The sequence below is a fragment of the Mycobacteriales bacterium genome (genome assembly GCA_035550055.1).
In the GTDB taxonomy this organism is placed as follows: Bacteria; Actinomycetota; Actinomycetes; order JAFAQI01; family JAFAQI01; genus DASZTV01.
On the sequence record DASZRO010000026.1, the window covers coordinates 1 to 25626 of the forward strand.

General features: G+C 70.4%; 25 protein-coding genes. 9 read left to right on the forward strand and 16 right to left on the reverse strand.

Going from position 1 to position 25626, the window contains the following annotated elements; all coding sequences use genetic code 11:
* Positions 1 to 130 precede the first annotated feature (130 nt).
* Positions 131 to 1003: a hypothetical protein gene (locus VG899_04125; protein ID HWA65540.1), complete on the forward strand. Its 873-nt coding sequence runs from the start codon at positions 131 to 133 to the stop codon at positions 1001 to 1003.
* Positions 1004 to 1020: 17 nt separating this feature from the next.
* Here the strand turns inward: VG899_04125 and VG899_04130 are convergent, their stop codons facing one another.
* Positions 1021 to 3744 (reverse strand): SpoIIE family protein phosphatase, encoded by a 2724-nt coding sequence (locus tag VG899_04130; GenBank protein ID HWA65541.1) that lies wholly within the window; start codon positions 3742 to 3744, stop codon positions 1021 to 1023.
* Positions 3745 to 3968: 224 nt separating this feature from the next.
* Here VG899_04130 and VG899_04135 point away from each other — a divergent pair, with 224 nt between their 5' ends.
* Positions 3969 to 4331 (forward strand): plastocyanin/azurin family copper-binding protein, encoded by a 363-nt coding sequence (locus VG899_04135; protein HWA65542.1) that lies wholly within the window; start codon positions 3969 to 3971, stop codon positions 4329 to 4331.
* Positions 4332 to 4338: 7 nt separating this feature from the next.
* Positions 4339 to 7440 carry a S53 family peptidase gene (locus VG899_04140; protein HWA65543.1) on the forward strand — a complete coding sequence of 1034 codons (3102 nt, stop codon included), beginning with the start codon at positions 4339 to 4341 and terminating at the stop codon, positions 7438 to 7440.
* Positions 7441 to 7516: 76 nt separating this feature from the next.
* Here the strand turns inward: VG899_04140 and VG899_04145 are convergent, their stop codons facing one another.
* From VG899_04145 to VG899_04155, 3 genes are all read right to left on the reverse strand, one after another.
* The gene (locus VG899_04145) at positions 7517 to 8731 is read right to left on the reverse strand and encodes a pyridoxal phosphate-dependent aminotransferase (GenBank protein ID HWA65544.1); all 1215 of its coding nucleotides are present in this window, start codon (positions 8729 to 8731) and stop codon (positions 7517 to 7519) included.
* Positions 8732 to 8922: 191 nt separating this feature from the next.
* Positions 8923 to 9126 carry a developmental transcriptional regulator BldC gene (gene bldC / locus VG899_04150; GenBank protein HWA65545.1) on the reverse strand — a complete coding sequence of 68 codons (204 nt, stop codon included), beginning with the start codon at positions 9124 to 9126 and terminating at the stop codon, positions 8923 to 8925.
* A 237-nt stretch (positions 9127 to 9363) separates the two neighbouring features.
* Positions 9364 to 10230 (reverse strand): hypothetical protein, encoded by an 867-nt coding sequence (locus VG899_04155; GenBank protein HWA65546.1) that lies wholly within the window; start codon positions 10228 to 10230, stop codon positions 9364 to 9366.
* Positions 10231 to 10256: 26 nt separating this feature from the next.
* On the opposite strand from VG899_04155, the gene VG899_04160 reads away from it, so the two are divergent.
* Together VG899_04160 and VG899_04165 are read left to right on the forward strand one after the other, a co-directional pair.
* Positions 10257 to 11327, forward strand: a complete 1071-nt coding sequence (locus tag VG899_04160) for a Glu/Leu/Phe/Val dehydrogenase dimerization domain-containing protein (protein HWA65547.1) — start codon at positions 10257 to 10259, stop codon at positions 11325 to 11327.
* 97 nt (positions 11328 to 11424) lie between these two features.
* Positions 11425 to 11628, forward strand: a complete 204-nt coding sequence (locus VG899_04165; GenBank protein HWA65548.1) for a DUF3073 domain-containing protein — start codon at positions 11425 to 11427, stop codon at positions 11626 to 11628.
* A gap of 81 nt (positions 11629 to 11709) precedes the next feature.
* Here the strand turns inward: VG899_04165 and purM are convergent, their stop codons facing one another.
* Positions 11710 to 12714 carry a phosphoribosylformylglycinamidine cyclo-ligase gene (gene purM, locus VG899_04170; protein HWA65549.1) on the reverse strand — a complete coding sequence of 335 codons (1005 nt, stop codon included), beginning with the start codon at positions 12712 to 12714 and terminating at the stop codon, positions 11710 to 11712.
* On the reverse strand, positions 12711 to 14231 hold the full coding sequence (gene purF, locus VG899_04175; GenBank protein HWA65550.1) for an amidophosphoribosyltransferase: 1521 nt from the start codon (positions 14229 to 14231) through the stop codon (positions 12711 to 12713). Before purF ends, purM begins: the two co-directional genes overlap by 4 nt.
* Before the next feature lie 69 nt (positions 14232 to 14300).
* On the opposite strand from purF, the gene VG899_04180 reads away from it, so the two are divergent.
* Positions 14301 to 15059, forward strand: coding sequence for a flavodoxin domain-containing protein (locus tag VG899_04180; GenBank protein HWA65551.1), 759 nt, complete (start codon positions 14301 to 14303; stop codon positions 15057 to 15059).
* A gap of 31 nt (positions 15060 to 15090) precedes the next feature.
* Here VG899_04180 and VG899_04185 read toward each other — a convergent pair whose 3' ends face one another.
* The 3 genes from VG899_04185 to VG899_04195 are packed head-to-tail and all read right to left on the reverse strand — an operon-like array spanning position 15091 to position 16373.
* The gene (locus VG899_04185; GenBank protein HWA65552.1) at positions 15091 to 15495 is read right to left on the reverse strand and encodes an SRPBCC domain-containing protein; all 405 of its coding nucleotides are present in this window, start codon (positions 15493 to 15495) and stop codon (positions 15091 to 15093) included.
* Positions 15492 to 15866 carry a metalloregulator ArsR/SmtB family transcription factor gene (locus tag VG899_04190; protein ID HWA65553.1) on the reverse strand — a complete coding sequence of 125 codons (375 nt, stop codon included), beginning with the start codon at positions 15864 to 15866 and terminating at the stop codon, positions 15492 to 15494. Before VG899_04190 ends, VG899_04185 begins: the two co-directional genes overlap by 4 nt.
* Before the next feature lie 12 nt (positions 15867 to 15878).
* Positions 15879 to 16373: an SRPBCC domain-containing protein gene (locus VG899_04195; protein HWA65554.1), complete on the reverse strand. Its 495-nt coding sequence runs from the start codon at positions 16371 to 16373 to the stop codon at positions 15879 to 15881.
* 119 nt (positions 16374 to 16492) lie between these two features.
* On the opposite strand from VG899_04195, the gene VG899_04200 reads away from it, so the two are divergent.
* Complete coding sequence (locus tag VG899_04200; protein ID HWA65555.1) at positions 16493 to 17134, forward strand: LysE family translocator; 642 nt, start codon at positions 16493 to 16495, stop codon at positions 17132 to 17134.
* On the opposite strand, the gene VG899_04205 is transcribed toward VG899_04200, so the two are convergent.
* Genes VG899_04205 through purQ form a run of 3 tightly spaced genes read right to left on the reverse strand, consistent with a single transcriptional unit; the run spans position 17131 to position 20846 of the window.
* A complete protein-coding gene (locus VG899_04205; protein HWA65556.1) occupies positions 17131 to 17895 on the reverse strand; it encodes a sterol carrier family protein in 765 nt (254 codons plus the stop codon). The genes VG899_04200 and VG899_04205 overlap by 4 nt on opposite strands.
* Before the next feature lie 24 nt (positions 17896 to 17919).
* Positions 17920 to 20166, reverse strand: coding sequence for a phosphoribosylformylglycinamidine synthase subunit PurL (gene purL, locus VG899_04210; protein HWA65557.1), 2247 nt, complete (start codon positions 20164 to 20166; stop codon positions 17920 to 17922).
* Positions 20163 to 20846, reverse strand: coding sequence for a phosphoribosylformylglycinamidine synthase subunit PurQ (gene purQ, locus VG899_04215; GenBank protein HWA65558.1), 684 nt, complete (start codon positions 20844 to 20846; stop codon positions 20163 to 20165). The genes purL and purQ overlap by 4 nt, the downstream gene beginning before the upstream one ends.
* 151 nt (positions 20847 to 20997) lie before the next feature.
* Between purQ and VG899_04220 the strand changes: the two genes are divergently transcribed.
* On the forward strand, positions 20998 to 21249 hold the full coding sequence (locus tag VG899_04220; GenBank protein ID HWA65559.1) for a hypothetical protein: 252 nt from the start codon (positions 20998 to 21000) through the stop codon (positions 21247 to 21249).
* Positions 21250 to 21362: 113 nt separating this feature from the next.
* A complete protein-coding gene (locus tag VG899_04225; GenBank protein HWA65560.1) occupies positions 21363 to 21815 on the forward strand; it encodes a hypothetical protein in 453 nt (150 codons plus the stop codon).
* A 4-nt stretch (positions 21816 to 21819) separates the two neighbouring features.
* Here VG899_04225 and purS read toward each other — a convergent pair whose 3' ends face one another.
* The 4 genes from purS to purD form a co-directional block, all read right to left on the reverse strand.
* A complete protein-coding gene (gene purS / locus VG899_04230; protein HWA65561.1) occupies positions 21820 to 22056 on the reverse strand; it encodes a phosphoribosylformylglycinamidine synthase subunit PurS in 237 nt (78 codons plus the stop codon).
* A 120-nt stretch (positions 22057 to 22176) separates the two neighbouring features.
* Positions 22177 to 23070, reverse strand: a complete 894-nt coding sequence (locus VG899_04235) for a phosphoribosylaminoimidazolesuccinocarboxamide synthase (GenBank protein ID HWA65562.1) — start codon at positions 23068 to 23070, stop codon at positions 22177 to 22179.
* Positions 23067 to 24374, reverse strand: coding sequence for an adenylosuccinate lyase (gene purB, locus VG899_04240; protein HWA65563.1), 1308 nt, complete (start codon positions 24372 to 24374; stop codon positions 23067 to 23069). The genes VG899_04235 and purB overlap by 4 nt, the downstream gene beginning before the upstream one ends.
* The gene (purD, locus tag VG899_04245) at positions 24371 to 25615 is read right to left on the reverse strand and encodes a phosphoribosylamine--glycine ligase (protein ID HWA65564.1); all 1245 of its coding nucleotides are present in this window, start codon (positions 25613 to 25615) and stop codon (positions 24371 to 24373) included. The genes purB and purD overlap by 4 nt, the downstream gene beginning before the upstream one ends.
* Positions 25616 to 25626: the final 11 nt, after the last annotated feature.

Genomic DNA, 25626 nt, shown 5'->3' on the forward strand with positions numbered 1-25626 from the left:
GGCCCACAACTGAAAAGCGGAAGGTCGGCGGTTCGACCCCGCCCCTGCCCACCACTAGCGCGGATGTGCCACCGCTGCCGCTACAGCGCTACCGATGTGTCATTCGCATCGCCGCGTAGCCTCGCTACTCGTGCCAGCTCTGCGTACCACCACCCTGATCGCCGGCGCCGCCGTCGTCGTGGCGCTGGCAGGCACCGGCGTCGCGATCGGCCGCTCCGCCTCGTCCTCGTCAGGCTCCGCGACCTCCGGCCGCACGCCGGTCACCGCGCCTGCCACCCCGGTCTCGCCACCCAGCACCCCGCCTGGCACCTCGTCGGTGGTCCCGGTCAGCCCGCCGCCGTCACCCGGTGGCGCCGGTACGACGCCGAGCGCACCCCCGACACCGACCACCAAGCTCGCGACCGAGCTCGCCGCCACCTTCCGGCGCGCGATCGCCCAGCACACCGTCCACACCGTCGCGAAGAACGTCTCCAAGAAGAGCGGCACCGCGACCTTCGACGACTACGACGGCGTACGGGTCGGCAGCCAACACATCACGATCAACGGCGGCAACGTGAAGGTGCGGGTCATCGGCCCGACGACCTACCTCAACGGCGACGCCAAGGGCTTGGCGATCTACGGCATCACGCCCCAGGAGGTGCAGGCGCTGCACGGCCAGTGGCTGCCACTCGTCGCGGGTCAGGCCGGCTACCGGACGATCACCGCGGGTGTGACCATCTCCTCGACCCTGTACGCCGACGAGCTGAGCGGGCCGCTGACCCGCACCCCGACCAAGACCCTCGCGGGGGTGACGGTCTACGGCATCTCCGGGGAGGGCACCGGCCCCGGCTCGCCGAAGGGGTCACACGCGACGCTGTGGATCAGCAAGCAGACGGGCCTGCCGGTCGAGTTCGACGCCGCAAACCGCACCACGACGATCACCGAGACCTTCGAGGACTGGGGCAAGCCGATCCACGTCGAGACGCCGGCGAACGTCTACGGCCGTCCCGGACTGGCCAGCTGACCGAACGCCGGTCACGGTCAGGGCCGGTACTCGGCCGCCAGGAGCGCGACGTCGTCGCTGAGCCGGCGGCCGGCGAAGCGGTGGAGCCGCTCGAGCACCTCGTCGAGGGAGTACTGCAGGTCGCCTGACTCCAGCGGGGAGACCACCCAGTTGAGGTCGACGAAGGCTCCCGCCTCGTCCCGGGTCTCGTTGACCCCGTCGGTGTAGAGCAGCAGCCGGTCGCCGGGGTTGAGCCAGCCCGACGTCGCGGTGGGCGCGGCGCCGAGCCCGAGGGGCAGCGCGTGGACGACGGACAGCTCACCGCCGCTGCCCCCGACGAACAGCTGCGGCGCGGGATGCCCGCAGGACACGACCGAGTAGGCGCCGTCGTCGCGCACCTCGGCCAGAACCGCGGTCGCGAAGTCCTCCTCCGACAGGTACGGCCGCAGCCGGCGGTCCATCTGCCGTGCGACTTCGGCGAGGTCGGGCAGATCGGCCGCCGCGGCGCGGAACTCCCCCAACACGATCGTCGCGATCCGGATCGCGGTCAGTCCCTTGCCTCGCACGTCGCCGACCAGCAGCCGCACCGAGCCGGCGCGGGGAACCACCTCGAACAGGTCGCCGCCGATCAGTGCCTCGGCGCTCGCACTCACGTAACGACCGGCCAGCGACACCGCGCCGAGCCGCGGCGGCACGGGCGCGAGGATCGCGCGCTGCGTCGCCTCGGCGACCCGCCGTACGTCGGCGAGCCGGCCCGACTGCTCGCGGAACGTCTCCGCTGTCTCCAGCGCGACCGCCGCCCGTCGCGCGACGTCTTCGACGAACGACACGTCCTCCGGTGCGTACTGGCGCCCGGAGTCCGCGTAGAGCAGCGTGATCGCGCCGAACGTCCCGCTGCGGCCGGTCAGCGGGACCACCATCGCGCTCGACATCCCGAGCGCGCGGATGACGTCGCGGTGCTCCTCCGACGTCGCCATCGCCGCGATGACCTCGGTGTCGAGGACGGGGAACAGCCGGCTCTCACCCGACGCGACGACCTCAGGCGCGCCTCCCGGACGGTTCCCGGCGAGCGGGAAGCGCCCGGCCATGCTCTTCGCCCAGGCGAGCTGTCCCGGATCGCTGTGGTAGAGCGCGGCGACCTCGAGCCCGTCGTCGGAGGCCAGCTGGATGATGCACCAGTCGGCGAGCGTCGGCACGAGCAGCCGCGTGACGGCGTCCATCGTCGCCTCGAAGTCCAGGCTGGACGCGAAAGCGACGGAGGCCTCGGCCAAGAACGCGAGCCGGCGCCGGGCGGCGTCCGCCCGCTCCATGGCGAGCGCCCGCTCGAACGCCTGCGCCAGGGCGTCCGCCATCGCGCCGACGAAGCCGATCTGGGTTTCCTCGTCGACGTCGGTCACCGCTCCGAAGGCGATCGTCAGTACGCCGAGGATGTGCTCCCCGACCCGCAGCGGCGCGACGTGCAGGCTCGTCTCGTGCGGGTAGATGTTGGCGAGCTTCGGGAACCTGGCAGCGAGCTGGGCACGGTTGCGGAAGTACATCGCGGTCCCGGTCCGTACGACGAGCGGGCCGGGCAGGTCTGCGGCCAGCGGCAGCTCGCGGTACGCCGGGTCGCGCGACGCCGGGTTCTCCCCGCCGACGGCCGCCGATCGCAGTACGCCGTCCTCGCCGAGCAGATACACCCGGACGTTCTGCGCGTCGAGATCCCCGAGCGCATTGCGGGTGATGACCTCGGTGATGTCGGCGACCGTGGCCGCGCCGGTCAGCTCGCGCGTGATCCGTTGCAGCAGCTGCAACCGGTCCCACGTGTCGTCGAGCGAGGACAGTCGCTCCACCTCGGCGGCGAGCGCCTCGGGGAACGACGGCGGCGCAGGCGGCGGGTCGCCGCGCTCAGCCGCGCGCAGCTGCTCGATCAGCGCCTCGACGTACCAGCGACGGAAGACCCGGTGCAGCACGGGAGCGCTCATCGTGAGCAGCCGTGCCGCGCGCGCGTACCGGTCCGCCGCGTCCAACGCCTCCAGGTAGCGCTCGCCGGCGTCGGCGGCAGAAAGCGGCAGGGTCAGGACCAGCTCGACCTCACTGTCACCCCGGTTCGCCGCGGCCAGCGCCTGCCGCTTGATCTCCGCCCGGGCCTGGGCGAAGTCCTCCGTGACGACCTCCACCAACCTGGTGATCGGCTCGGGCATGACCCGGCCGGTCGCGGCCTGCTCCGCCTTGAGCAGGGTCATCTCGCGCACCACGTTGTCGATGTGCGCCTTCGCGGCGAGCAGCAGATCGGTCGACACCGCCCCGACCCGCACCGTGTAGTGCGGCTCCGGCTCGTCGTCGAAGATCGCGGTGAGATCCAGGTCGAGACCGCTCGCCGGCGCGTTCGACCCGCTTTCGGCGTCCTCGGGCCGATCGCTGATCTCGGCCCACACGACCTTGCCGCCCGGCGACTCGGTGACGCCCCAGCCGCTGGCGAGCGCCGCGATGAGCGACAGCCCGCGACCGGTCATCGTGTCGACGCTGGCGCGCCCGACGACCGGCAGCGTGCGCCCGGCGTCCTCCACCTCGAGCCGCAGCGCCGTGCCGGTACGCGACAGCCGCAGCGTGACCGGCTCCTTGCCGTGCAGGATCGCGTTGGTCACCAGCTCGGACACCACCTGCTCGGCATCGTCGACCAAGTGGGAAGGCTCGTCAGCGAACCACTGCGCGGTGAACCGCCGCGCCTTGGGAACCGCGTCCGGCTCGGTGCCGAGCGTCAGCTCACAGACGGGTAACACTCGGCCTCATCTCCGGGCGGTCGAGCCCGGCGCTTGTTCGGTCGGCATCGCTGCCGATCTCCCCCAATCGTCCCTGCGACATCATGGCAGCGAAGCGAGCGAGTTGCGCACCGGGTCCGAACGACATCCGGACGCCCGGGCGTTTGAACGCCCACCGGTCTGGCCACGTTGATCAAGTCGATAGCCTCGACGCGCGCCGGCGCCCCACCCGCAGGAGTAACCAGATGAGTCATGCGCGACGCCCTGCGACGTTCGGCATCGCAGTCCTGCTCGCGGTCGCCGTCGCCGGTTGCGGCGGATCGAGTACGCCGGGCGCCGCGGTCCACGTGTCCGGGCCGACCGTCACCATCAAGGACTTCGCGTTCTCGCCGGACACCCTTCACGTGAAGGTGGGCGCCACGGTCACCTTCGTCGAGGAGGACACCGTGCCGCACAACGCCACCGGCTCGGGCGACGCGAGCTTCATCAAGTCGCCGACGCTGAGCAAGGGCCAGACCTACACCGTGACGTTCACCAAGCCGGGGACCTACCCGTACACCTGCACCATCCATCCGTACATGCACGGCGCCGTCGTCGTCAGCAAATGAGGAAATGATGCGGCGTCTTGCGGTCTTCGGCGCGATTGTGGCGTCGGTGCTCGCCGGTGTCGCACCCGGCTACGCCGCGACGCGCTCGGCGCCGGCTGCCCCCACGCCGCTGCCGGTCGTCAGCACGATCACCCGCACGCTGCAGGACACCGTCCCCGCGCTGGTGCGCACCGCGACCGACCTCGGCGCGCTGGCACCGCTCACCTCGCTTCAGGTCGCGTTGCCGCTCGCGCTGCCCGACGAGAGGGGCCTCAGCCGTTACGTCGCGGCCGAGTACCGACCGGGGTCAGCAGAGTTCCACCGGTTCCTGAGCCCGGCGCAGTTCGGTGCCCGGTTCGGCGCGCCGCAGCCGGAGCTCGCCTCCGTGGTCGCCGCGCTGCGGGGACTCGGCCTCCACGTCGACACGCCCGACCCCAACCGGCTGTTCGTCACGGCGTCGGGCCCGGCGCACCTGCTCGAAGACGTCTTCGGTACGGCGATCGACCGGTTCCGGTCCGGTGGCCGGTCGTTCTTCGCCAACACCGCCGACATCAGACTGCCGGCGAGCCTTGCCGACGCCGTCGCCGGCGTCATCGGCCTCGACGACGCCGCGCGACCCCAAGCGCGAGTCGTCGCCGGCCGGCCTGCCGCCGCCTCCTCACCCGCGGTCACGCCCGACCTGCTCACGATCGGGCAGGACGGCGGCACGACGCCCTGCCCGGCCGCGATCGCGGGCGTCGGCTACACCGCACCCCAGCTGGCCTCGGCGTACGGGTTCGACGGCCTCTACGCCAAGGGCTACCTCGGTCAGGGCATGTCCGCGGCACTCGTGGAGTTCGACGACTACCACGACAGCAACGTCGCGGGCGTGGAGTCCTGCTACCACCTGTCGACCCCGGTCACCCGCCGCCCGGTCGACGGCGGGTCGGGCGGCCCCCCGGCCGCAGGCGAGATCGAGGACATGGCCGACATCACGACGATGCTCGAGATGCTGCCGAAGCTCGCGCACCTGTACGTCTACGTCGCGCCGAACACCGGGCTCGGCGAGGTCGACCTCTACAACCGGTTCGTCACCGACGACGACGCCCCGGTCATCTCCTCGTCGTGGGGCAGCTGCGAGGAGCTCGCCAGCGCTGCCGACAACCGCCTCTACGCGGCGATCACCGAGGAGGCCGCCGCGCAGGGGCAGCAGATCTTCCAGGCGAGTGGGGATGCCGGCGCGATCGACTGCAGCGGAGCCGTCCCGGCACCGACGGGGGACAGCATCAGCGTCGAGCAGGAAGCAAGCGTGCCGTGGGTGACCGGCGTGGGCGGGACGGACCTCGGGCAGCGGACCGCCAACGGACTGCCCGGTCCGCGCAGCGAGGCGACGTGGAACGACGAGGGCGCCGGTGGCGGCGGGGTCAGCTCGCTGTGGCGGATGCCCGCCTGGCAGCGTGCGCTGCCGTCGGCCCGCACCGCGCCAGGGCGCAGCGGCACCGCATGCGGTGCCCCACGCGGCCAGCTCTGCCGGGAGGTTCCGGACCTGTCGGCGGACGCCGACTTCGACTTCGGCATGCAAGGCGGCAAGTCACAGCTCGCGGGCGACGTCGGCTCGCCCGGCTACTCGATCTACTGCGCCACGTCGAACTGCTCGCTCGTCGGCAGCCTGCTCGGCCTGCCGCTGCCGCTGCCGCCGACGAGCGGAATCGGCGGATGGGAGCCGGTCGGCGGCACCAGCCTGTCGACGCCACTGACCGCGTCCGCGGCGGTGCTGTGGGACCAGGAGGCGAAGGCCGCGCAGCTGTCCGGGCTCGGCCTGGTCAACCCCTCGCTGTACCGGCTCGCGGCCGACCCTTCGTCGTACGCCAGGGACTTCCACGACATCACGACGGACAGCAACGACGCGCAGTACGCCGGGGACTGTCCGGTCGGCTGCAACCGCCACCACCTCTACGCCGCCGCCAAGGGCTACGACATGGCCACGGGCCTCGGCAGCTACGACGCCGCCGCCCTCGGCGCCGACCTGGTGAAGCTCGCCGCGCGGGTGAGCCTGCTGCCGGACCACGTGACGGTCTACGGCTACCACCACGGCGTCGCGACGACGGCGCCGGTCGCCGTGAGCACCGGGTTCCGCAGCGGCAGCTACGTCGCGAAGAGCGACGCCGGCTGGCTGCACGTCCGCCGAGGCCGCGCTCCGGGGAACCTCCAGTGGTCAGCGACGCCGGCCGGCCTGACGACGGGGACGCACGTCGGGCACATCACCGTCACGGTCGCCGGTCACACCTCGGTGCTGACCGTGAGCTACTCGGTGTCTCCCCGCGCCGTGATGAAGCTGTCGACGACGCACCTGCGCTTCCACGAGATCGCGCTGAACTCCTCCGGCAAAGCGACGATCGCGACCTGCGCCGGACCGCTGTGGAACGACGAGCTCTTCGACGCCGTCGACGGCTCGCCGTCCCAGGTGACGGACTCCCCGTCGAAGCAGACGCTGCGGATCACCAACACCGGACCCGCCGGAAGTCAGCTGCACTGGCAGGCGGTCGCGACCACTCAGGTCGGCGCCTGGCTGAGCGTGGACCTCTTGCCCAAACACGCGACGGCGGCGCAGCGCCCCGCGCCCGCGCTCGTGCCGACCGACGGGACGCTGCCGGCCGCACAGCGCGCGACGCTGCCTCTGGTGTCCCTCGCCAACAGCAACGCGCTCGGCGGGTACCCGGCGATGCAGCAAGGCGTCTACCACGGGTCGGTCAAGGTCTACGACCTCGCGGACCCGCGCATCGTTCGCACCGTCCACGCCAGCCTCGTGCTCGGCAACGGCCACGGCACGCCGTACATCCGCAGCTACACCAAGTCCACGGCGCTGCACCTGGCGCGCGGTCAGCACAAGACCTTCACCATCCAGCTCAGCGACGGCAACGGCGCCTGCGGCTACCCCTACACCGTCGGCAGCGACGAGGACTGGGCGAGCCCGTCGTCAGCGACGTACGCCGGCACCGTGCCACCGACCGGGTCGCGCGCGGTGACGGTCAGCGTCTCGGCCAAGCACCTGAGCGCCGGACGGCACCCGTTCACGATCATCGTCCAGTCGCAGACCGCCGAGCCGAACCCCGACGTCATGCACTTCACGCTGACCGTCTCCCCGAAGTAGCACACAACCACCCCACCGAACCGGACAGGAATGGCGGAACCCCGCCGCTTCCGGGGAGTTCGTGTGCTACTTCGGGTCAGGGCTGGGTGTACGTGGACAGGAACTCGCCGATGCGGGTGATGGCGTCGGCGAGCACCTCGGCGTGCGGCAGTGTGACGATCCGGAGGTGGTCGGGGTCCGGCCAGTTGAAGCCGGTGCCGTAGGTCACGAGGATCTTCTCCGCGCGCAGCAGATCGAGGGCGAACCGCTGGTCGTCCTTGATCGGGTAGACCTCGGGGTCGAGCCGCGGGAAGGCATACAACGCCCCTTGCGGCTTCGTGCACGAGACGCCGGGGATGTCGTTGAGCATCCGCCAGGCGACGTCGCGCTGCTCGCGCAGCCGGCCGCCCGGCAGGATCAGCTCGTTGATGCTCTGGTAGCCGCCGAGCGCGGTCTGGATCGCGTGCTGCGCCGGCACATTGGCGCACAGCCGCATGTTGGCGAGCAACGAGACGCCCGACACGTAGCTCTCGGCGTGCTGCTTCGGACCGCTGATGACCACCCACCCGGCGCGGAATCCGGCCACCCGGTAGGCCTTCGACAGGCCGCTGAACGTCAGGCAGATGACGTCGGGCGCAAGCGAGGCCAGCACCGTGTGCTCGGCGTCGTCGTAGAGGATCTTCTCGTAGATCTCGTCACTGAAGATGACCAGGTCGCGCTCGCGGGCGAACTGCACGATCGCCTCGAGGGTCTCCTTGGGATACACCGCGCCCGTGGGGTTGTTCGGGTTGATGACGACGATCGCCTTCGTACGATCGGTGACCTGCGCCGCCATGTGCTCGAGGTCCGGCTGCCAGTCCTGGGACTCGTCGCAGCGGTAGTGCACCGCGCGGCCGCCCGACAGCACCGTCGTGGCGGTCCACAGCGGGTAGTCCGGCGCCGGGATCAGCACCTCGTCGCCCGGGTTGAGCAACGCCTGAAGGGTCATTGAGATCAGCTCGCTGACGCCGTTGCCGAGATAGATGTCATCGACGGTGACGCCCTCGACACCCTTGAGCTGGTAGTACTGCTCCACCGCCGTACGCGCGGAGTAAAGGCCCTTGGACTCGCTGTAGCCCTGCGCGGTGTGCAGGTTGCGGGTGATCGCCTGCAGGATCTCGTCGGGCGCTTCGAAGCCGAACGGCGCGGGGTTTCCGATGTTGAGCTTGAGGATGCGGTGGCCCTCCTGCTCCATCCGGGCTGCCTCGTCCAGCGCCGGGCCACGTACGTCGTACACGACACCCTGGAGCTTGTCGGACTGGCGCAGGTCCACGTCCTCTACCCGCCCTCCACGCTGCTAGGAAGCCGGCCGCGCCGGCGCTGATGCGTCGAGGTTACGTGCGATGTGCAAGTGACGCCGCGCATTTACGGCGTGCCGGGACAGCACAAGGCCGCGTCAACGCCGGAGTTGTGACGCGGCCTTGTCGCGTCCGTCCCGCCGGCACTGGGCCCCGGCGGGACGGTTCAGAGCGAGCGCTGGTTCGGCAAGCCGGCAAGCAGCGCGCGAACCTCGCTCTCGCGGTAGCGACGGTGGCCGCCGAGGGTCCGGATGGAGGTCAGCTTCCCGGCCTTCGCCCACCGCGTGACGGTCTTCGGGTCGACACGGAACATCGTCGCGACCTCGGCTGGGGTGAGCAGGGGCTCGGCGTCTGCGGTACGGGTGGTCATCGTTTGGAACTCCGTTTCTGGGGACCGGATGCGCGGTCGACATTCATGGTGAAGATGTCGCGGGATATCCGGTATGGCCCATCGGGACCATCTTTCGAACTACCAGTGACTAGTCCGAAAAATCGTCTTTAGTCCGCCGTTGGGTAGCGGATGAGGACGAGGTCCGTCATGTCCGGTACGGCTGCGGCGCCAGGGACGTTCACCGGCGCGGGCGCAGATCCGCGGTGCGGGTTCGCCTCAGTTCGCGTGCTCGAGGGAGGCGATCGAACGCCAGCGGCTGATGACCCGCTCGTAGCACTGCCCCGCCGCCGGCAGGTCGCCGGCGATGAGCCGCTCGAGCGCCTCTTCGAGGTCGGCCACCGACACGTCCTCGCTGAGCACCTCGTCGCTGACCAGATGCACCAGGCCGCCGTAGTCGAGCTCCACCAGCGAGTGCGGGTGGAACTCCTCGAGCCAGCGACCGACCTCTTCGATGTTGGACGTCGCCGGGCCGTCGCCGAAGATCCGCTGCACGACCCGCAGCGACTTGGCGATCCGGCGGCGGGCGCGCGACATCGCGGTGAGGTAGATCAACGCCCGATCGAGGCCGCCCTCCGGCGAGGCGTCGGTACGGCGCTCGCCGAGGACCAGGCGCCGCTCGCTGGCCTCGAAGGCGAGAAACCACGCGATCGGCACCTGCCAGGTCGCGGTCAGGATCCCCGCGCGCAGCTGCGGGTTGCGCTCGCGCCACACGTCGCGCGCGTCCTCGGCCGCGGCGCTCAGCGCGGCGGGGAAGAACGCGTCGCGCAGCTCGTCCGGCAGCTGCGACCGGAAGCTGTCCATCGCGTCCCAGGCGCGCATCTGCAGCCGCCACGGGCAGACGTAGGTGAGCCCGTCCAGCTCGCGCACATACGCGTGGTCGCTGCCGTCGGAGAGGTCCAGCCGCGGTGGGATCGCCAACACCGCGGCGAGGGCGACCTGATGTTCACGCACCATCTGCACCGGGCGGCTGGGTACGTCGCCGGCAGCGATGTAGGCCTGCCAACGGATGCGCTCCGTCTCCGCCAGACCCGACAGCGGCTCGTACACCCGCAGATGCGCGGCGTACCCCATCACGTCAGCCATCCTGCCACGACGACTAGCGTCGGAACGTGGGCGTCTTCGCGCAGGCTCCGGACCACGAGCAGGTCGTCTTCTGCCACGACCGGTCGAGCGGGCTGCGGGCGATCGTCGCGATCTACTCGACCGCGCTCGGTCCCTCACTCGGCGGCACCCGGTTCTACCCGTACGGCGACGAGGACGCCGCGCTCGCCGACGTGCTCGACCTGTCACGTGCGATGGCCTACAAGAACGCCGTGGCCGGTCTTGCCCACGGCGGTGGCAAGGCGGTCATCATCGGCGACCCGGCTACCGACAAGACCGAGCCGTTGCTGAGGGCGTACGGAAGCTTTGTCGCCTCGCTCGGCGGGCGCTACTACACCGCCTGCGACGTCGGGACCTACGTCGAGGACATGGACGTCGTCGCGCAGGAGTGCCGCTACACCACCGGGCGCTCGCCTGCGAACGGCGGCGCCGGCGACTCCTCACTGCTGACGGCGTTCGGGGTCTTCCAAGGGATGCGGGCAGCCGCCGACGCCGCCTGGGGCAGCCCGTCGCTGGCCGGGCGCCGGGTCGGGATCGCGGGCGTCGGCAAGGTCGGCCGCCGGCTGACCGAGCACCTGTTGGCGGACGGCGCGAGCGTGGTCGTGGCCGATGTCGATGCCGCGGCCGTCGTGAAGCTGCAAGCGGCGTACCCCTCGATCGACGTCGCGGCGCCCGACAACCTCGTCGACCAGGCGCTCGACGTGTACTCCCCGTGCGCGCTCGGCCACGCCCTCACCGACGACGTCGTCGTGCGACTGCAGGCCGAGATCGTGTGTGGCGGCGCCAACAACCAGCTCGACCACGCCGGGACCGAGGCCCTGCTCGCCGAGCGCGGCATCCTCTTCGCCCCCGACTACGTGGTGAACGCCGGCGGGGTGATCCAGGTCGCCGACGAGGTCCACGGGTACGACGAGGCTCGCGCCACGGCCAAAGCCGCCGAGATCCTGGACACCACCGCGGCGATCCTGGCGAGTGCGGCAAGCCAGGGAATCACCCCGTCTCAGGCTGCGGACACGCTCGCCGAGCAGCGGATGGCGGCGGCGGGCGGACGACCCCTGCGGCTTCCCGGCGACCGCTGATATTCTGTCCATCGGTCCGGTTGACCGGATTGTGTGACCTGAACCAGTTCCGTCTCGCCACCGGGGATGACCCGTGGCCTACGAGGGGGTCGAGCCAATGGGGCGCGGCCGTGCCAAGGCAAAGCAGACGAAGGTCGCCCGCGAGTTGAAGTACTCCAGCGGCGGGACCGACCTGGACCGTCTGGCACAAGAGCTTGCCGCCGAGCGCGGCACAACGAGCTATGCCACGACCACCACGTCTTCTTCCGACAACGACGAAGACGACTACGACGACCCCTACGCGTCCGACGACGACGAGTAGCTCACCCACCCTCTTTCCGTCGAGCCCAACCTTTTTGGTCTTTCAGGGCACCCCGAAAGACCAACAACGTTGGGCTCGGCGTCAGGTCGGGGTGACCTCGCCGCAGACCCAGGCTTCGGTTTTCCTGCTCCGTAGGTGGTCGAGCGCTGCCTGAGCTGACGCCTCGGGTACGACGGCGACCATGCCGACGCCCAGGTTGAACGTCCGCTCCATCTCCGCTGCCGCAACCTTCCCGCGATCGGCGATGAGCTGGAAGATCGGCGCCGGCGTCCAGGTCGTCGTATCGATTGCGGCCGACAGCCCGTCGGGCAGCACCCGCGCCAGGTTCGCCGTCAGGCCGCCACCGGTCACGTGGGAGAACGCGTGCACCTCGGTGGCGGCCGCCAGCGTGAGGCAGTCCTTCGCGTAGATCCGGGTCGGGGTCAACAGCACCTCGCCGAGCGGCGTACCGAGGTCGGCTGCCGACTCCAGCGGGATCTTCGAGACGGAGAGCAGCACGTGCCGGGCCAGCGAGTAGCCGTTGGAGTGCAGCCCGCTCGACGCCATCGCGATGACCACGTCCCCCGCACGCACCCGCTCCGGCCCGAGTAGGTCCGCGTCGCGGACCATGCCGGTCGCCGCGCCTGCGATGTCGTACTCGTCAGGCCCGAGCAGCCCCGGATGCTCGGCGGTCTCCCCGCCGATCAGGGCACAGCCGGCCAGCGCGCAACCGGCGTCGATGCCGGCCACTATGTCGGCGATCCGGTCAGGTACGACGCGACCACACGCGATGTAGTCGGTCATGAACAGCGGCTCCGCGCCGCACACCACGATGTCGTCCACGACCATGCCGACGAGGTCGTGGCCGATGGTGTCGTGGCGGTCCATCGCCTGGGCGATCGCGACCTTCGTCCCGACACCGTCGGTCGAGGTCGCGAGCAGCCGCTCGGCGTCGATCCGGAACAGCCCGGCGAACCCGCCGAGCCCGCCGACCACCTCCGGGCGGGTCGAGGTCAGCCGGCCCTTGATCAGCTCGACCGCACGGTCGCCGGCCTCGATGGACACGCCGGCGGCGGCGTAGGTGGCCGCGCCCTCGACCTCCGTCACGGACGCGTGAGCGCGTCCGCCGCACCAACACCCGGCAACAGCTGCTCGCCCGCGACGTGGGCATCGGCCTCGACCACCCGGGAGATGCCTTCCAACATGTGCTTGCCGAGCAGCTCCGGCGCAGGGAGGTCGATCGGGTACTGCCCGTCGAAGCAGGCGCGGCACAGCCGCTCACCCGGGATCGTCGTCGCCGAGATCAGCTCGTCGAGGGAGATGTAGCCCAGCGAGTCCGCGCCGATCGAGCCGCAGATCTGCTCGACGGTCAGCCCGTTGGCGATCAGCTCGGCGCGGGTCGCGAAGTCGATGCCGTAGAAGCACGGCCACTGCACCGGGGGCGAGGAGATGCGGACGTGCACCTCCGCCGCTCCCGCTTCGCGCAGCATCCGGACGAGTGCCCGCTGCGTGTTGCCGCGCACGATCGAGTCGTCGACGACGACGAGCCGCTTCCCGGCGATCGCGTTGCGCAGCGGGTTCAGCTTCAGCCGGATGCCGAGCTGGCGGATCGTGTCCGACGGCTGGATGAAGGTCCGCCCGACGTAGGCGTTCTTCACCAGGCCGATGCCGTACGGGATCCCGCTCGCCTCGGCGTAGCCGACGGCGGCCGGCGTACCGCTCTCCGGCACCGGGATCACCAGGTCGGCATCCGCGGGGTGCTCCTTGGCGAGGCGGCGGCCGACCTCGACGCGCGTCTCCTGCACCGACCGCCCGGCGATCGAGGTGTCGGGGCGCGCCAGGTAGACGTACTCGAACAGGCACCCCTTCGGGGTCGCCTCGGCGTACCGCTGCGAGCGCAGGCCGTGCTCGTCGATCGCGATCAGCTCGCCCGGCTCGATCTCGCGGACGAACGACGCACCGACGATGTCGAGCGCGGCGGTCTCGCTGGCGACGACCCACCCGCGCTCGAGCCGGCCGAGCACGAGCGGGCGCACCCCGTGCGGGTCGCGCGTGGCGTACAGGGTCTGCTCGTCCATGAACACCAGCGAGAACGCGCCGACCAGCTTCGGCAGCACCTCCATCGCCGCGGCCTCCAGCGAGAGGTCCTGGTAGCCGGCGAGCATCTCGGTGATCAGGTCCGAGTCACTGGTGGCGCGCGGCTCGGCACTCGGCGCGTCCCGGTCGATTCCTGCCATCAGCGCGAGCTGTGCGGTGTTGGTCAGGTTCCCGTTGTGACCGAGCGCGATCCCGCCGCCCTGCGGTGAGGGCCGGTACGACGGCTGCGCGTTCTCCCAGGTGCACGAACCCGTAGTCGAGTACCGGTTGTGGCCGATCGCGAGATGGCCCGACATCGCGCCGAGCGTCGGCTCGTCGAAGACCTGCGCGACCAGACCGAGGTCTTTGTAGACCACGACCGCGCGGCCGTCGGACACCGCCATGCCGGCGGCCTCCTGGCCGCGGTGCTGCAAGGCGTAGAGCCCGTAGTAGGTGAGCTTGGCTACCTCTTCGCCAGGTGCCCAGACGCCGAAGACGCCACACGCATCCTTGGGAGGGGCCTCATCCGGGATGTCGGCGTATCCCACGGCGTCGAGTCTAGGGGCCCGCCGCGTTGCGGGATGACGACTGGCCGCAGTTCCGGCAACCTTGGCGCCGTGCAGGTGCTGGTGGTGTACGGCTCGACCCGCGGGGCAACCGCCGGGCTCGCCCACATGGTCGCCGACGCGTGCGCGACCCACGGCGTGGCCACGTCGGTACGCCGAGCCGTCGACGTACGCAGCATCAGCGGTGTGGACGCGGTCGTCGTCGGGGGCGCGATCTACGGCAACCGCTGGCACCCCGAGGCAACCGCGTTCGTCCGCCGCCACCACACCGCGCTGCGCGAACTTCCGGTGTGGTTCTTCTCGAGCGGGCCGCTCGACGACTCCGCGCGTTCGGGGGCGCTCGCGGCCTTGCCGCAGGTGAGCAGCCTCGCGCGTGAGATCGACATCCGCGGCCACATGACGTTCGGCGGCATGCTCGACCGCCGGCCTACCGGACTGCTGGCCATGTCGCCGTGGCGGACCCTGGGCGACTTCCGGGACCGCGACCACGTGGCCGAGTGGGTCGATCGCATCGCAGCCGAGCTAGCGGCGGGCGCGTCGAGTGAGTCGGAAGGCGCCGGGAGCAGGCACACCGGCAAATCGAAGCCGCGGCCGAAGAAGCCGAAGGTGGTGATCAAGCCGTTCGCGCCGGAGCCGCCGCGGCCGGCGTACGACGAGATCGTGATCGCCAGCGAGCCGAGCGGCGAAGCGCGGCGGATGTCCCGGCTGCGCCGGTACCTGACGCTCGACCCGGCCAGGGATGACGACGACGAGGGCCTGGACCTGTTCACCGAGCTGACCGACTCCGAGCCGCTCGACGACCCGGTGTGACGGCGGCCGACTGGTCCTTGGCTGCGCGCAGCTATCTCCCGCTCGCGGCAGCCAGCTTCGGCAACATCGTGGTCCAGCCGTCGAGATGGCTGTCGTACTCATCGGGCGGCAGGTCGCGGTGGACGAGCTCGACGACGGTCTGCGGCCCGTCCGCGGTCAGCGAGATCTCCACCGTCGAGGAGCCGGGTGGCATCGTGTCGTGGCCGGGGACGCCCCAGGTGAAGACGACGCGGTGCGGCGGGTCCACCTCGACGTAGGACCCGCGCACCGCAGTGCTGGCGAAGTCGAGCGCAAACGACCCGCCCGGCTGCGGATCGAGGTCGGCCCACTCGCCGATCCACTCGACCATCAGCGCCGGGTCGACGAGGTAGGGGAAGACCGCTTCTGGAGGAGCCGAGATGCGGACCGTCGCTGTCAGTACGTCGGGAGACGTCATGGCTTGCCCCGGTTCGGCGACTGGGACTTGCGGCGCTGCTCCGCCTCGACCACCTGCTTGAGCCGCTGCAGTGTGGCGGGCCACAGCTCGGCGAGCACCCCTCTCACCGGATCCAACCCGTGCGGGTCGAGCGCGTACAGCCGACGTACGCCGTCCCGCCGCTCGCTGAGCAGACCCGCCCGGGCCAAGACCTGGAGGTGGTGGCTGACCGCCTGCTGCGACGCGTCGAAGTGGGACGCGATCTCACCCGCCGCCAGCTCGCCGGTCCGCACCAACCGCAGTATCTGGCGGCGGTGCGGATCGGCGAGTGCGCGAAGAACGACGTCGGCCTGGTCATCGGGACCGATCGCCGAACTCGCTTCCGCGCGCATCCGTCAACGATCTCAGGCCGCACCGACCGCAGACGCGTTGGCGCGCGCCTCGCGACGGGCCAGATCCGCCGGCGAGCCGGTGGGGTTGCCGGTGCCGGTGTCGAGGTAGCTGCGCAAGCTCGGGATGAAGTGGTCCCAGCCGTTCTTGCAGTCGGCGTAGCACTCGAGCTTCGGGGTCAGTCCCTCGTGGCGGAACCTGATCTCAGCGCCCCCGCCGGGCAGCGCCTCAATCTGGAAGTGCTGGGTCGTGCCGACCCAGTCCTCGACCATGCAGGCGATGGTCGTCCACCGCACTCCGATGCCGCGCTGGGCGTCGTCGACGCGCATGACCGCCTTCGCCGTCTCGCTGAAGTGGAACGTGATCTCGCCGCCTGCGGTGGCATCTCCGGTCGCCGGAGTCCACCAGGCGCTGAGCCCCTCCAGGGTGGTCAGCGCGTCGTACACCTCGTCGGCCGAGACGGCGGTGACGATGCGCGCCTCGTAGTCGGATTCGGTCGTGTCGTTCACTTTCGCTCCTTCATGACGTCGGGATCGATCGTCGGGATCGATCTATACCGAAGGCTACTTGTACAAAGCTTGATTTGTAAAGGACCTATTTGTGAACTACGCGCCGATAGAGTCGCGGCGTGCCCTCCGGCGCCGACCTCCTCGCTTTCGCGATCACCGGCTTCGTGGTCATCGTGATCCCCGGCCCGAGCGTGCTGTTCGTCGTCGGCCGGGCGCTGTCGAGCGGTCGTCGGGTCGCGTTGTTGTCGATGGTCGGCAACTCCCTCGGGGTCTACGTGCAGACTGCGGCGGTCGCGTTCGGCATCGGGACCCTGGTCGAGGACTCGGTCGCCGCCTTCACCGTCGTCAAGATCCTGGGCGGCTGCTACCTGCTCTATCTCGGCGCCAAGACGTTCCACGCCCGCAAGTCGCTGGCCACCGCGATCACCGGCTCGTACGCCGACCAGCGTTCCGACCGCAGAGCCTTCGTCGAGGGGATGACCGTCGGCGTCACGAACCCGAAGACGATCGTGTTCCTCGTCGCCGTCCTGCCCCAGTTCACCAGCCGCAGCGGCGGGAGCGTGCCGGTCCAGATCCTCGTTCTGGGCCTGATCTTCTCCGCCATCGCGCTGGTGTCGGACTCAGCGTGGATCACGGCGGCCAGCCGGGTGCGCGGCTGGTTCGCCCGCTCGCCGCGCCGGCTCGAGCTGATCGGCGGCACCGGAGGCCTGGCGATCATGGCGGTGGGTGCCGGCGTGCTCGCGACCGGCCGGAAGAGCTAGGCCAGGACCGGCAGCGACCCGGAGAGGTCGGCTCGCTCACCACTGGCCCTCACCCGCCCGGCGCCGAGCGCCGCACTCCACGTGTCGCGCCCGGTCGCCAGCTCGATCCACGTGATCGGGTCGAGCTCGACCACGTTGGGCGGCGTACCGCGAGTGTGCCGCGGCCCGGCGATGCACTGAACCGCGACGTACGGCGGGACCCTGACCTCCACGCTGCGCCCCGGGACTCGCTCCGCGAGGATCGCCGTGAGCATCCGGACCGCAACCGCCGTCGCGGAGCGGTCGAGCGCCACGGGCCCGACGTCAGGTACCGAGGCGGACAGGTCGAGTGAGTGCACGACGAGCTCGTTGACGCGGGTCACCATGAGATCGGACAGCCGTAACGGCCCGCGCCTGCCGGCGACCACCGGGTCACCTGCGACGCCGTCGAGGGCGGTGAGTAGGTCGGCTCGCGCGTCGGCTGCGTTCGCCAGCACCTCGGCCGGCGTCTTGCCAGCCGCTGCGTCGCGGTCACGTTGCGCGATCTCGGGCCCGGCGGCCGGCCACGCCGACGTGTAGGCAGCAATCGTCAACGGCTTGTCACGCACCGCCCCTGCGTCGAGTGCACGGACGACGACAGCCGTCATGTCGGTGACGTGAAAACCGAGCTCGCGGACGGTCCAACCGGCAAGCCGCGACGGGCGCTCCCAGTCCGAAGCGGGCAGGGCGGTGAGCCAGTCGACAACGTTGTGCTGCTGTGCTTCGTACGCCGTACGAAGCATCGCGAGGTCAGGCACGCGATAGATCTACCCGAACAGCGCGGGCAGTGTCGCCTCGAATACGCCGCGCAGCTCGGGCAAGCCGACCGAGAACTGTCCGGCGATGGCGACGGACTCGCCGCCGGTCTCGCCGACCAGCCGCGCCGCAACGCCGTGCCTCGCCGCGAGGGCCAGCACGGCGTCGGCGTCCGTGGTGGAGACGAGCGCCCGGGCGGTGCTCTCGCTGAACAGGGCGACGAACGGGTCGCCCTCGAGGGTGACCGTCGCTCCTACCCCGCCGATCAGGCACGACTCGACGAGCGCCTGCGCGAGACCGCCGTCGGAAAGGTCGTGTGCCGAGGCCAGCAGGCGGTTGCCGGCAGCCTCGCCGAGCAGTCCGGCGAGGGCCACCTCCGCGGCCAGTCTCACCGCCGGCGGACGGCCACCGAGATGGCGGTGGGCCACCCACGCCCACGCCGATCCGTCGAGCTCGTCCTCGGTCGCGCCGAGCAGCACGAGCTGGTGGCCCGCGGCGGCGAACCCGCTCGGCACTCGCTTGCTGACGTCGTCGATCACCCCGAGTACGCCGATGACGGGTGTCGGGTTGATCGCGGTCGACCCGGTCTGGTTGTAGAAGGAGACGTTGCCGCCGGTCACCGGCGTACCGAGCTCACGGCACCCTTCAGCAAGCCCGCGCGTCGCCTCGGCGAACTGCCACATGACCGCGGGGTCTTCGGGTGAGCCGAAGTTCAGGCAGTCCGTGACCGCGAGCGGACGAGCGCCCGTGCAGGCGACGTTGCGGTAGGCCTCGGCGAGGTTGAGCTGTGCGCCGGCGTACGGGTCGAGGCGGGCGAAGCGGCCGTTGCCGTCGAGCGAGAGCGCGATGCCGCGGGACGTCTCGTCGCCCAGCCGGATCACGCCGCCGTCGTGTGGCATCGCAAGGACGGTGCCGCCGATCACGTACCGGTCGTACTGCTCGGTGACCCAACGGCGACTGCACAGCTGCGGGGAGCCGACGAGCTGCAGCAAGGTTGCGCGAAGCTCGTCACCGGTCGATGGGCGCGCCAGATTGCCGGAGGTGTCGGCGATCAGCGCATCCTGCTCGACATCGGGGCGCGCGAACGGGCGGTGATAGACCGGACCGTCATCGGCGAGCGAACCGGGCTCGACGTCGACGATGGTCTCGCCGTGCCACGAGATCACCAGGCGGTCGCCGTCGGTGACCTCGCCCACCTCGGTAGCCAACGCGCCCCATTTGTGGCAGAGCTCGAGTGCCTCGGCGACGTTTTCTGGCGCCACGATCGCGAGCATCCGCTCCTGCGACTCGCTCATCAGGATCTCGACCGGCACCATCGACGGCTCACGAAGCGGGACCTTGTCCAGGTCGACCTTCATGCCGCCGTCGCCGTGGGCGGCGGTCTCGGCGAACGCACACGACAGTCCCGCCGCGCCGAGGTCCTGGATGCCGGTCACCAGCCCCCGGTCGAAGAGCTCGAGGCAGCACTCGATCAGGATCTTCTCGGCGAACGGGTCACCGACCTGCACGCTCGGCCGCTTGGTCTCGCCTTCGGTCTCGAAGGTCGCACTCGCCAACACCGACGCCCCGCCGATGCCGTCGCGGCCGGTGAGGGCACCGATCAGTACGACGAGGTTGCCGGGCCCTTCGGCGCGCGCCAACTGCAGCCGGCTGTGCGGCAGCACGCCCACACACAGCGCGTTGACCAGCGGGTTGCCGGCGTACGTCGGATCGAAGCCGACCTCGCCGCCGATGTTCGGCAGGCCGAGGCAGTTGCCGTACCCGCCGACGCCGGCGACGACGCCCGACACGAGTCGCTTGGTGTCGGGCGCGTCCGCGTCACCGAATCGCAGCGAGTCCATCACCGCGACCGGGCGGGCACCCATCGTGAGGATGTCGCGCACGATGCCACCGACTCCGGTCGCCGCGCCCTGGTAGGGCTCGACGTACGACGGGTGGTTGTGGCTTTCGACCTTGAAGGTGACCGCGAGCCCGTCGCCGACGTCGACCACACCGGCGTTCTCACCCATCCCGACGAGCATCGCGTCGCTGCGTGGCGGGTTCTCGGCGAACTGGCGCAGGTGCACCTTGCTCGACTTGTAGGAGCAGTGCTCGCTCCACATGACGGAGTACATCGCCAGCTCGGCATCGGTCGGCCGACGGCCGAGGATCTCGCGGACGCGGGCGTACTCGTCGTCCTTCAACCCGAGCTCGGCGTACGGCTGAGGCTGGTCGGGAGTGGCGGCGGCGTGGTCGACGGTGTCGGTCTGAGTCGTCATGCAGCGACGAGGTCCTTGATGACGGAGACGAACATCGCCAGGCCGTCGGTCGAGGGCCCGGTCAGTACGTCGATCGCGTGCTCCGGGTGCGGCATCAGGCCGACGACGTTGCCGGCTGCGTTGCGGATCCCGGCGATGTCGTTGAGGGCGCCGTTGGGGTTGCCGTCGAGGTAGCGAAAGGCGACCAGGCCGTCCCGCTCGAGCTCCGCGACGGTCGCGGCGTCTGCGACGTACCGGCCCTCACCGTGCTTGACCGGGATCACGATCTCGGCACCCTCGGCGTACTGACCGGTCCAACGTGTCGAGCTCGACTCGACCCGCAGGCGCTGGTCGCGACACACGAAGTGCAGCCCGGCGTTGCGGATCAGCGCACCGGGCAGCAGGCCCGCCTCGCACAGCACCTGGAAGCCGTTGCAGATCCCCAGCACCGGCAGGCCTTTGCCGGCCGCCGCGACGATCTCGGCGACGACGGGCGAGAAACGGGCGATGGCACCGGCGCGCAGGTAGTCCCCGTAGGAGAAGCCGCCGGGCAAGACCACGGCGTCGACCCCATGGATGGTCGCGTCACCGTGCCAGAGGCTCACCGCCTGCGCGCCCGCGGCCTTGACCGCCCGAGCGGCGTCCCGGTCGTCGAGGGAGCCGGGGAAAGTCACCACACCGACGCGAGTGGTGGCTGGCACCACTCGATTCTAGGTGGCGGGCCCGGCCGACCGGAGGCCGACGCGGGGACTAGTCATCTCACACCAGGCGAAACCGTCCTAAGAGGCGATAGCGGCAAATCGGACACGCGGCAACACTGCGAAGTATCCGAACCACCTCCAGGAGAACGCCATGGCGGACGGCACACCCCACACGTACCGAGCGCTGGTGCTGTGCCCGATGCGCAACTGCCCGGCCTGCCAGCACGACGTCCTTGTCAAAGACGACCACTGCACCGAGTGCGGCTCACACATCCCCAAGCCGCCGCCACGCATCCCGCGCCCTCGCAGGCCACTCCAGTCGATCCCCGCAATGGGATTCGGCCTCGAGCACGCCGCCGCCGCAATGACCCTCGACGTCGCAGCAATGCCCGGCATCAACTAACCGTCCCGAAGAAAACACAAACGTGGCGGGAGTCACGTTCTCGCGACGAGCGGGCCTCGCGGAAACGGGCTTTCGCAACGTTTGTGTTTCGGTACGAACGTTATGGTCCCGTCGTGGTTTTTCGTGCGCCCTTTTCGCGGGTGTCTCGCGGACTGATCTGCGTCGTACTTGCCCTTGGTATCGCCGGCGCACTGGTCGCCGAGATCACCACGCCCGGTATCAGTGCGCCGACGCGATGGGGGTGGGCCGCGGTCACCGTCTTGCTGGAGGCGGTCCTGCTCGGTGGGCTGCAGCGGCTGTGGGTGGTCTGCCTGGTCGTGACCGACTCGGACATCCTGGTACGCAACTTCCGCGGCGACATCCACTATCGGCCGAGTGAGATCAAGGGCGTCGTACGAGCGTCTGACTTCACGGGCTTCGGGGTGGCGCTGCGACTGAAGAGTGGCGAGGACATGCGCCTCGACGGGCTGGCCTGGGTTACCCAGGCGCGTACCGATCGGGCGGTCGCCGAGATCAGCCGGGCGCTCGGCCTGGAGGCCGCCGACGCCTCGTCGGAGAACGGCTGAGCAGTCAGCCCTCGACGCGGACGGTGAAGTCCTCGATCGCCGGGTTCGCGAGCAGCTGCTCGGCCGCCTGCCGCGCAACCGCCTCGGCGTCGGCCCCGTCGATGTCGATCTCGAAGCGCTTGCCCTGGCGTACCGCAGTCACCCCGGTGAAGCCGAGCCCGGGCAGCGCACGCACGATCGCCTGCCCCTGCGGGTCGAGGATCTCCGGCTTCGGCATCACGTCGACGACCACCCGCACCATGGCGCTCACCCTACCGACCGCGACCTCTGCTCGAAGTAGCACACAACCCGGTGCGGTACGCGGCTTATGTCCGATTTGGCCGCCCGCCGGGACCCGGTTGTGTGCTCCTTCGGGGAAAAGCTAGGAGGCGAATGGGCGGCCGGTGAGGCGCTCGTAGGCGTCGACGTACTTCGCGCGGGTGCGCTCGACCACGTCGTCGGGCAAGGCGGGAGGTACGCCGCCGGCGGCCCGGTCCCAGCCGGACTCGTGCAGCAGCCAGTCCCGGACGTACTGCTTGTCGTACGACGGCTGGGCGCCCCCGGGCGCCCAGGTCTGGGCCGGCCAGAACCGCGAGGAGTCGGGAGTGAGCACTTCGTCGCCCAACACCAGCGCACCGGAGTCATCCCGGCCGAGCTCCACCTTCGTGTCAGCCAGCAGGATCCCGGCCCGCTCTGCCAGGTCCCGGCCACGCTCGTAGACGGCAAGGGTCAGCGACCGCAGCTGTTCGGCGGTCTCGAACCCGACCTCGGCGACCACCTCCTCGAAGGTCATCGGCGCGTCGTGCTCGCCGACCGGAGCCTTCGTGGTCGGAGTGAAGATCGCGTCGGGCAGCCGAGACCCGTCGACCAGACCGGCCGGCAGCGGTACGCCGCACACCGATCCGCTCCGCTCGTAGTCCGCGACGCCGCTCCCCGCGAGGTAGCCCCGCGCGACGCACTCGACCGGGACCATCTCCAGCCGGCGGCACAGCACCGACCTGCCACGCAGCGCATCGGCGTACGACGAGAACTCAGCCGGGTAGTCGGACACGTCGCTGGCCACGACGTGGTTGGCGACCACGTCAGCGAGCTGTTCGAACCACCACAGCGACAGCTGCGTCAGCACCACACCCTTGTCCGGGATCTCGGTGGGAAGGATGTAGTCGAACGCCGAGATGCGATCGCTGGCAACCATCAGCAGCAGGCCGTCGCCCGCGTCGTAGAGATCGCGGACCTTGCCCGAGTGGATGTGCCGGTCGGCCAGCCCGTCGATCACGTGAGTGCGGCAACCCGGTCGAAGACCGCCGCGAGCCGTTCGAGGTAACGCTCCGGACGGCACACCTCGTCCAGCCGCGCCTCGTCCAGCGTCTGCCCGCGGTCGGCCGCGTGCTTGCGCAACGTGTCGCGGAACGGTACGCCGGACGACCACGTCTCCATCGCCGCTGCCTGCGTGAGGGCGTACGCGTCCTCGCGCGACAGACCGGACTCGACGAGCTCGAGGAGCACCGTGCTCGAGTAGATCAGGCCTCCCGTCGCGTCGAGGTTGAGCTGCATCCGCTCGGCGTCGACCACCAGCCCGTTCACCAGCCGCGACGTCAGATGCAGCAGGTAGTCCGTGCCGATCGCGGCGTCCGGCAGCGCGATGCGCTCGACGGAGGAGTGCGAGATGTCGCGCTCGTGCCAGAGCGGGATGCCCTCCATGACCGGCACGATCTGGGCTCGTACGACGCGCGCCAGGCCGCAGATCCGCTCACACATGATCGGGTTGCGCTTGTGCGGCATCGCACTCGAACCCTTCTGCCCCGACCCGAACGGCTCGTTCAGCTCACGTACCTCGGTGCGCTGACCGTGCCTGACCTCGAGCGCGATCGCCTCGCACACGGAGGCGATGACGGCCAGCGCCGACACCCATTCGCTGATCCCGTCCCGCATGACGACCTGGGTCGCGACGTCCGCCGCGCGCAGACCCAGCGCCGATGCGACGTGCTGCTCGATCGCCGGGTCGATGTTGGAGTACGTGCCGACGGCGCCGGAGATCTTGACGACACCGACCGCGTCACGCGCCGCGACCAGCCGATCGCGCGAGCGCGCCATCGCGAATGCGAAGTCCGCGACTCGGTGGCCCCACACGTCCGGCTCGGCATGTACGCCGTGGGTCCGGCCCACCCGCACCGTCGCGCGGTGGGTCAGCGCGTGGTCGCGCAGCGACTCCACCAGCGCCGTCGCCTTGGCGACCAGCAGGTCGGTGGCCTCGGTGAGCTGTACGGCGAGGGCGGTGTCGAGCAGGTCGGAGGACGTCATGCCGTGGTGCACCCACGCCGCCGCTTCCCGCGGTGTCGTGTTGTCGGCCCACGCGGTCAGGAAGGCGATCACGTCGTGCTGGGTGACGGCTTCGACCGCGGCGACCGCCTCGGGAGTCGGCGCGGGCGCGGCCAGCACCGGCGCGACCACGTCGGCGGGCACCGTGCCGGCGGCGGCGTGGGCCTCGAGCACGATCGCCTCGACGCGGCACCACAACTGGTACTTGTGCGCCTCACTCCACACCTGCCCCATCTCGGGAAGGGTGTAGCGCTCGATCATCGGGACTCCTCCGCCGCCTTGCGAACAGCTTCACTGGCGCGTAGCGCTATGTCAGTGCGGTAGTGCGAACCGTCGATCCGGACGTGCCCGACAGCCTCGTACGCCGATTGTCTCGCAGCCGCGAGATCCGCGCCGACCGCGGTCACCGCCAAGACCCGGCCACCGCTGGTCACCAGCCGGTCGTCGACGATCGCCGTACCGGCGTGGAGCACGTCGACGTCGATGATGTCGTCGAGGCCGTCGATCAGGTCGCCGGTCCGCGGACTATCGGGGTAGCCGTGCGCCGCGACGACCACGGTGACGGCCGAGCCTTGCCGCCAGCGAAGCGGCGGGTGCGCGTCGAGGGTTCCGGTCGCCGACGCCTTCAGCAGCTCACCGAGCGGCGAGGCGAGCAGCGCGAGGACCGACTGGGTCTCCGGGTCGCCGAACCGCGCGTTGAACTCGACCACCTTCGGTCCCTGCGAGGTGAGTGCGAGTCCGACGTAGAGCAGACCCGAGAACGGCGTGCCACGGTCGGCCATCTCGGTGAGTGTCGGGTGAACCACGCGGGCGACGACCTCATCGACGAGGTCCGGCGGCGCCCACGGCAACGGCGCGTAGGCGCCCATCCCTCCGGTGTTCGGCCCTTCGTCGTCGTCGCCCACTCGTTTGAAGTCCTGAGCCGGCACCAACGGCAGGACCGAGACCCCGTCGGTCACGCAGAACAGCGACACCTCCGGCCCGTCCAGATACTCCTCGACGACGACGGTGTGCCCTTCGGCGTGGGCGAGCGCGACCGCGCGGTCCTCGGTGACGACGACGCCCTTTCCGGCCGCGAGCTCGTCGTGCTTCACGACGTACGGCGGGCCGAACTCGTCCAACGCGGACGCGACCTGCTGCACGTCGGTGCACCGTCGGTAGCCGGCCGTCGGCACGCCCGCAGCGGCCATGACCTCCTTGGCGAAGGCCTTGCTGCCTTCGAGCTGCGCGGCGGCCGCACTGGGCCCGAACACGTCGAAGCCTGCCGCACGCAGCTCGTCCGCGGCGCCCGCGACGAGCGGCGCCTCCGGGCCGATCACGACGAGGTCGGCGGCAGCGATGTGCGCGGCAGCCAGCCAGTCGCCGCCCGGCAGCAGCATCGCGACACCGGCGATCCCCGGGTTGCCCGGAGCGCAGAACAACGCCTCGACCGAGGAGTCGGCGGACAGCGCAAGGCAGAGCGCGTGCTCGCGCCCGCCGCCGCCGATCACGAGAACTCGCACGTCGCGAGGCT

What these genes read in the sequence shown, in the direction of transcription:
- VG899_04140 (HWA65543.1), top strand. Translation starts at nt 4,339, where the DNA reads ATGCGGCGTCTTGCGGTCTTCGGCGCGATTGTGGCGTCGGTGCTCGCC.
- bldC (HWA65545.1), bottom strand. Translation starts at nt 9,126, where the DNA reads ATGACCACCCGTACCGCAGACGCCGAGCCCCTGCTCACCCCAGCCGAG.
- purS (HWA65561.1), bottom strand. Translation starts at nt 22,056, where the DNA reads ATGGTGCGGGTGGTCGTCGACGTGATGCCGAAGCCGGAGATCCTCGAC.
- purL (HWA65557.1), bottom strand. Translation starts at nt 20,166, where the DNA reads ATGACGACTCAGACCGACACCGTCGACCACGCCGCCGCCACTCCCGAC.
- VG899_04185 (HWA65552.1), bottom strand. Translation starts at nt 15,495, where the DNA reads ATGACGTCTCCCGACGTACTGACAGCGACGGTCCGCATCTCGGCTCCT.
- VG899_04190 (HWA65553.1), bottom strand. Translation starts at nt 15,866, where the DNA reads ATGCGCGCGGAAGCGAGTTCGGCGATCGGTCCCGATGACCAGGCCGAC.
- VG899_04205 (HWA65556.1), bottom strand. Translation starts at nt 17,895, where the DNA reads ATGCTTCGTACGGCGTACGAAGCACAGCAGCACAACGTTGTCGACTGG.
- purB (HWA65563.1), bottom strand. Translation starts at nt 24,374, where the DNA reads ATGATCGAGCGCTACACCCTTCCCGAGATGGGGCAGGTGTGGAGTGAG.
- VG899_04220 (HWA65559.1), top strand. Translation starts at nt 20,998, where the DNA reads ATGGCGGACGGCACACCCCACACGTACCGAGCGCTGGTGCTGTGCCCG.
- VG899_04135 (HWA65542.1), top strand. Translation starts at nt 3,969, where the DNA reads ATGAGTCATGCGCGACGCCCTGCGACGTTCGGCATCGCAGTCCTGCTC.
- VG899_04155 (HWA65546.1), bottom strand. Translation starts at nt 10,230, where the DNA reads ATGGCTGACGTGATGGGGTACGCCGCGCATCTGCGGGTGTACGAGCCG.
- VG899_04165 (HWA65548.1), top strand. Translation starts at nt 11,425, where the DNA reads ATGGGGCGCGGCCGTGCCAAGGCAAAGCAGACGAAGGTCGCCCGCGAG.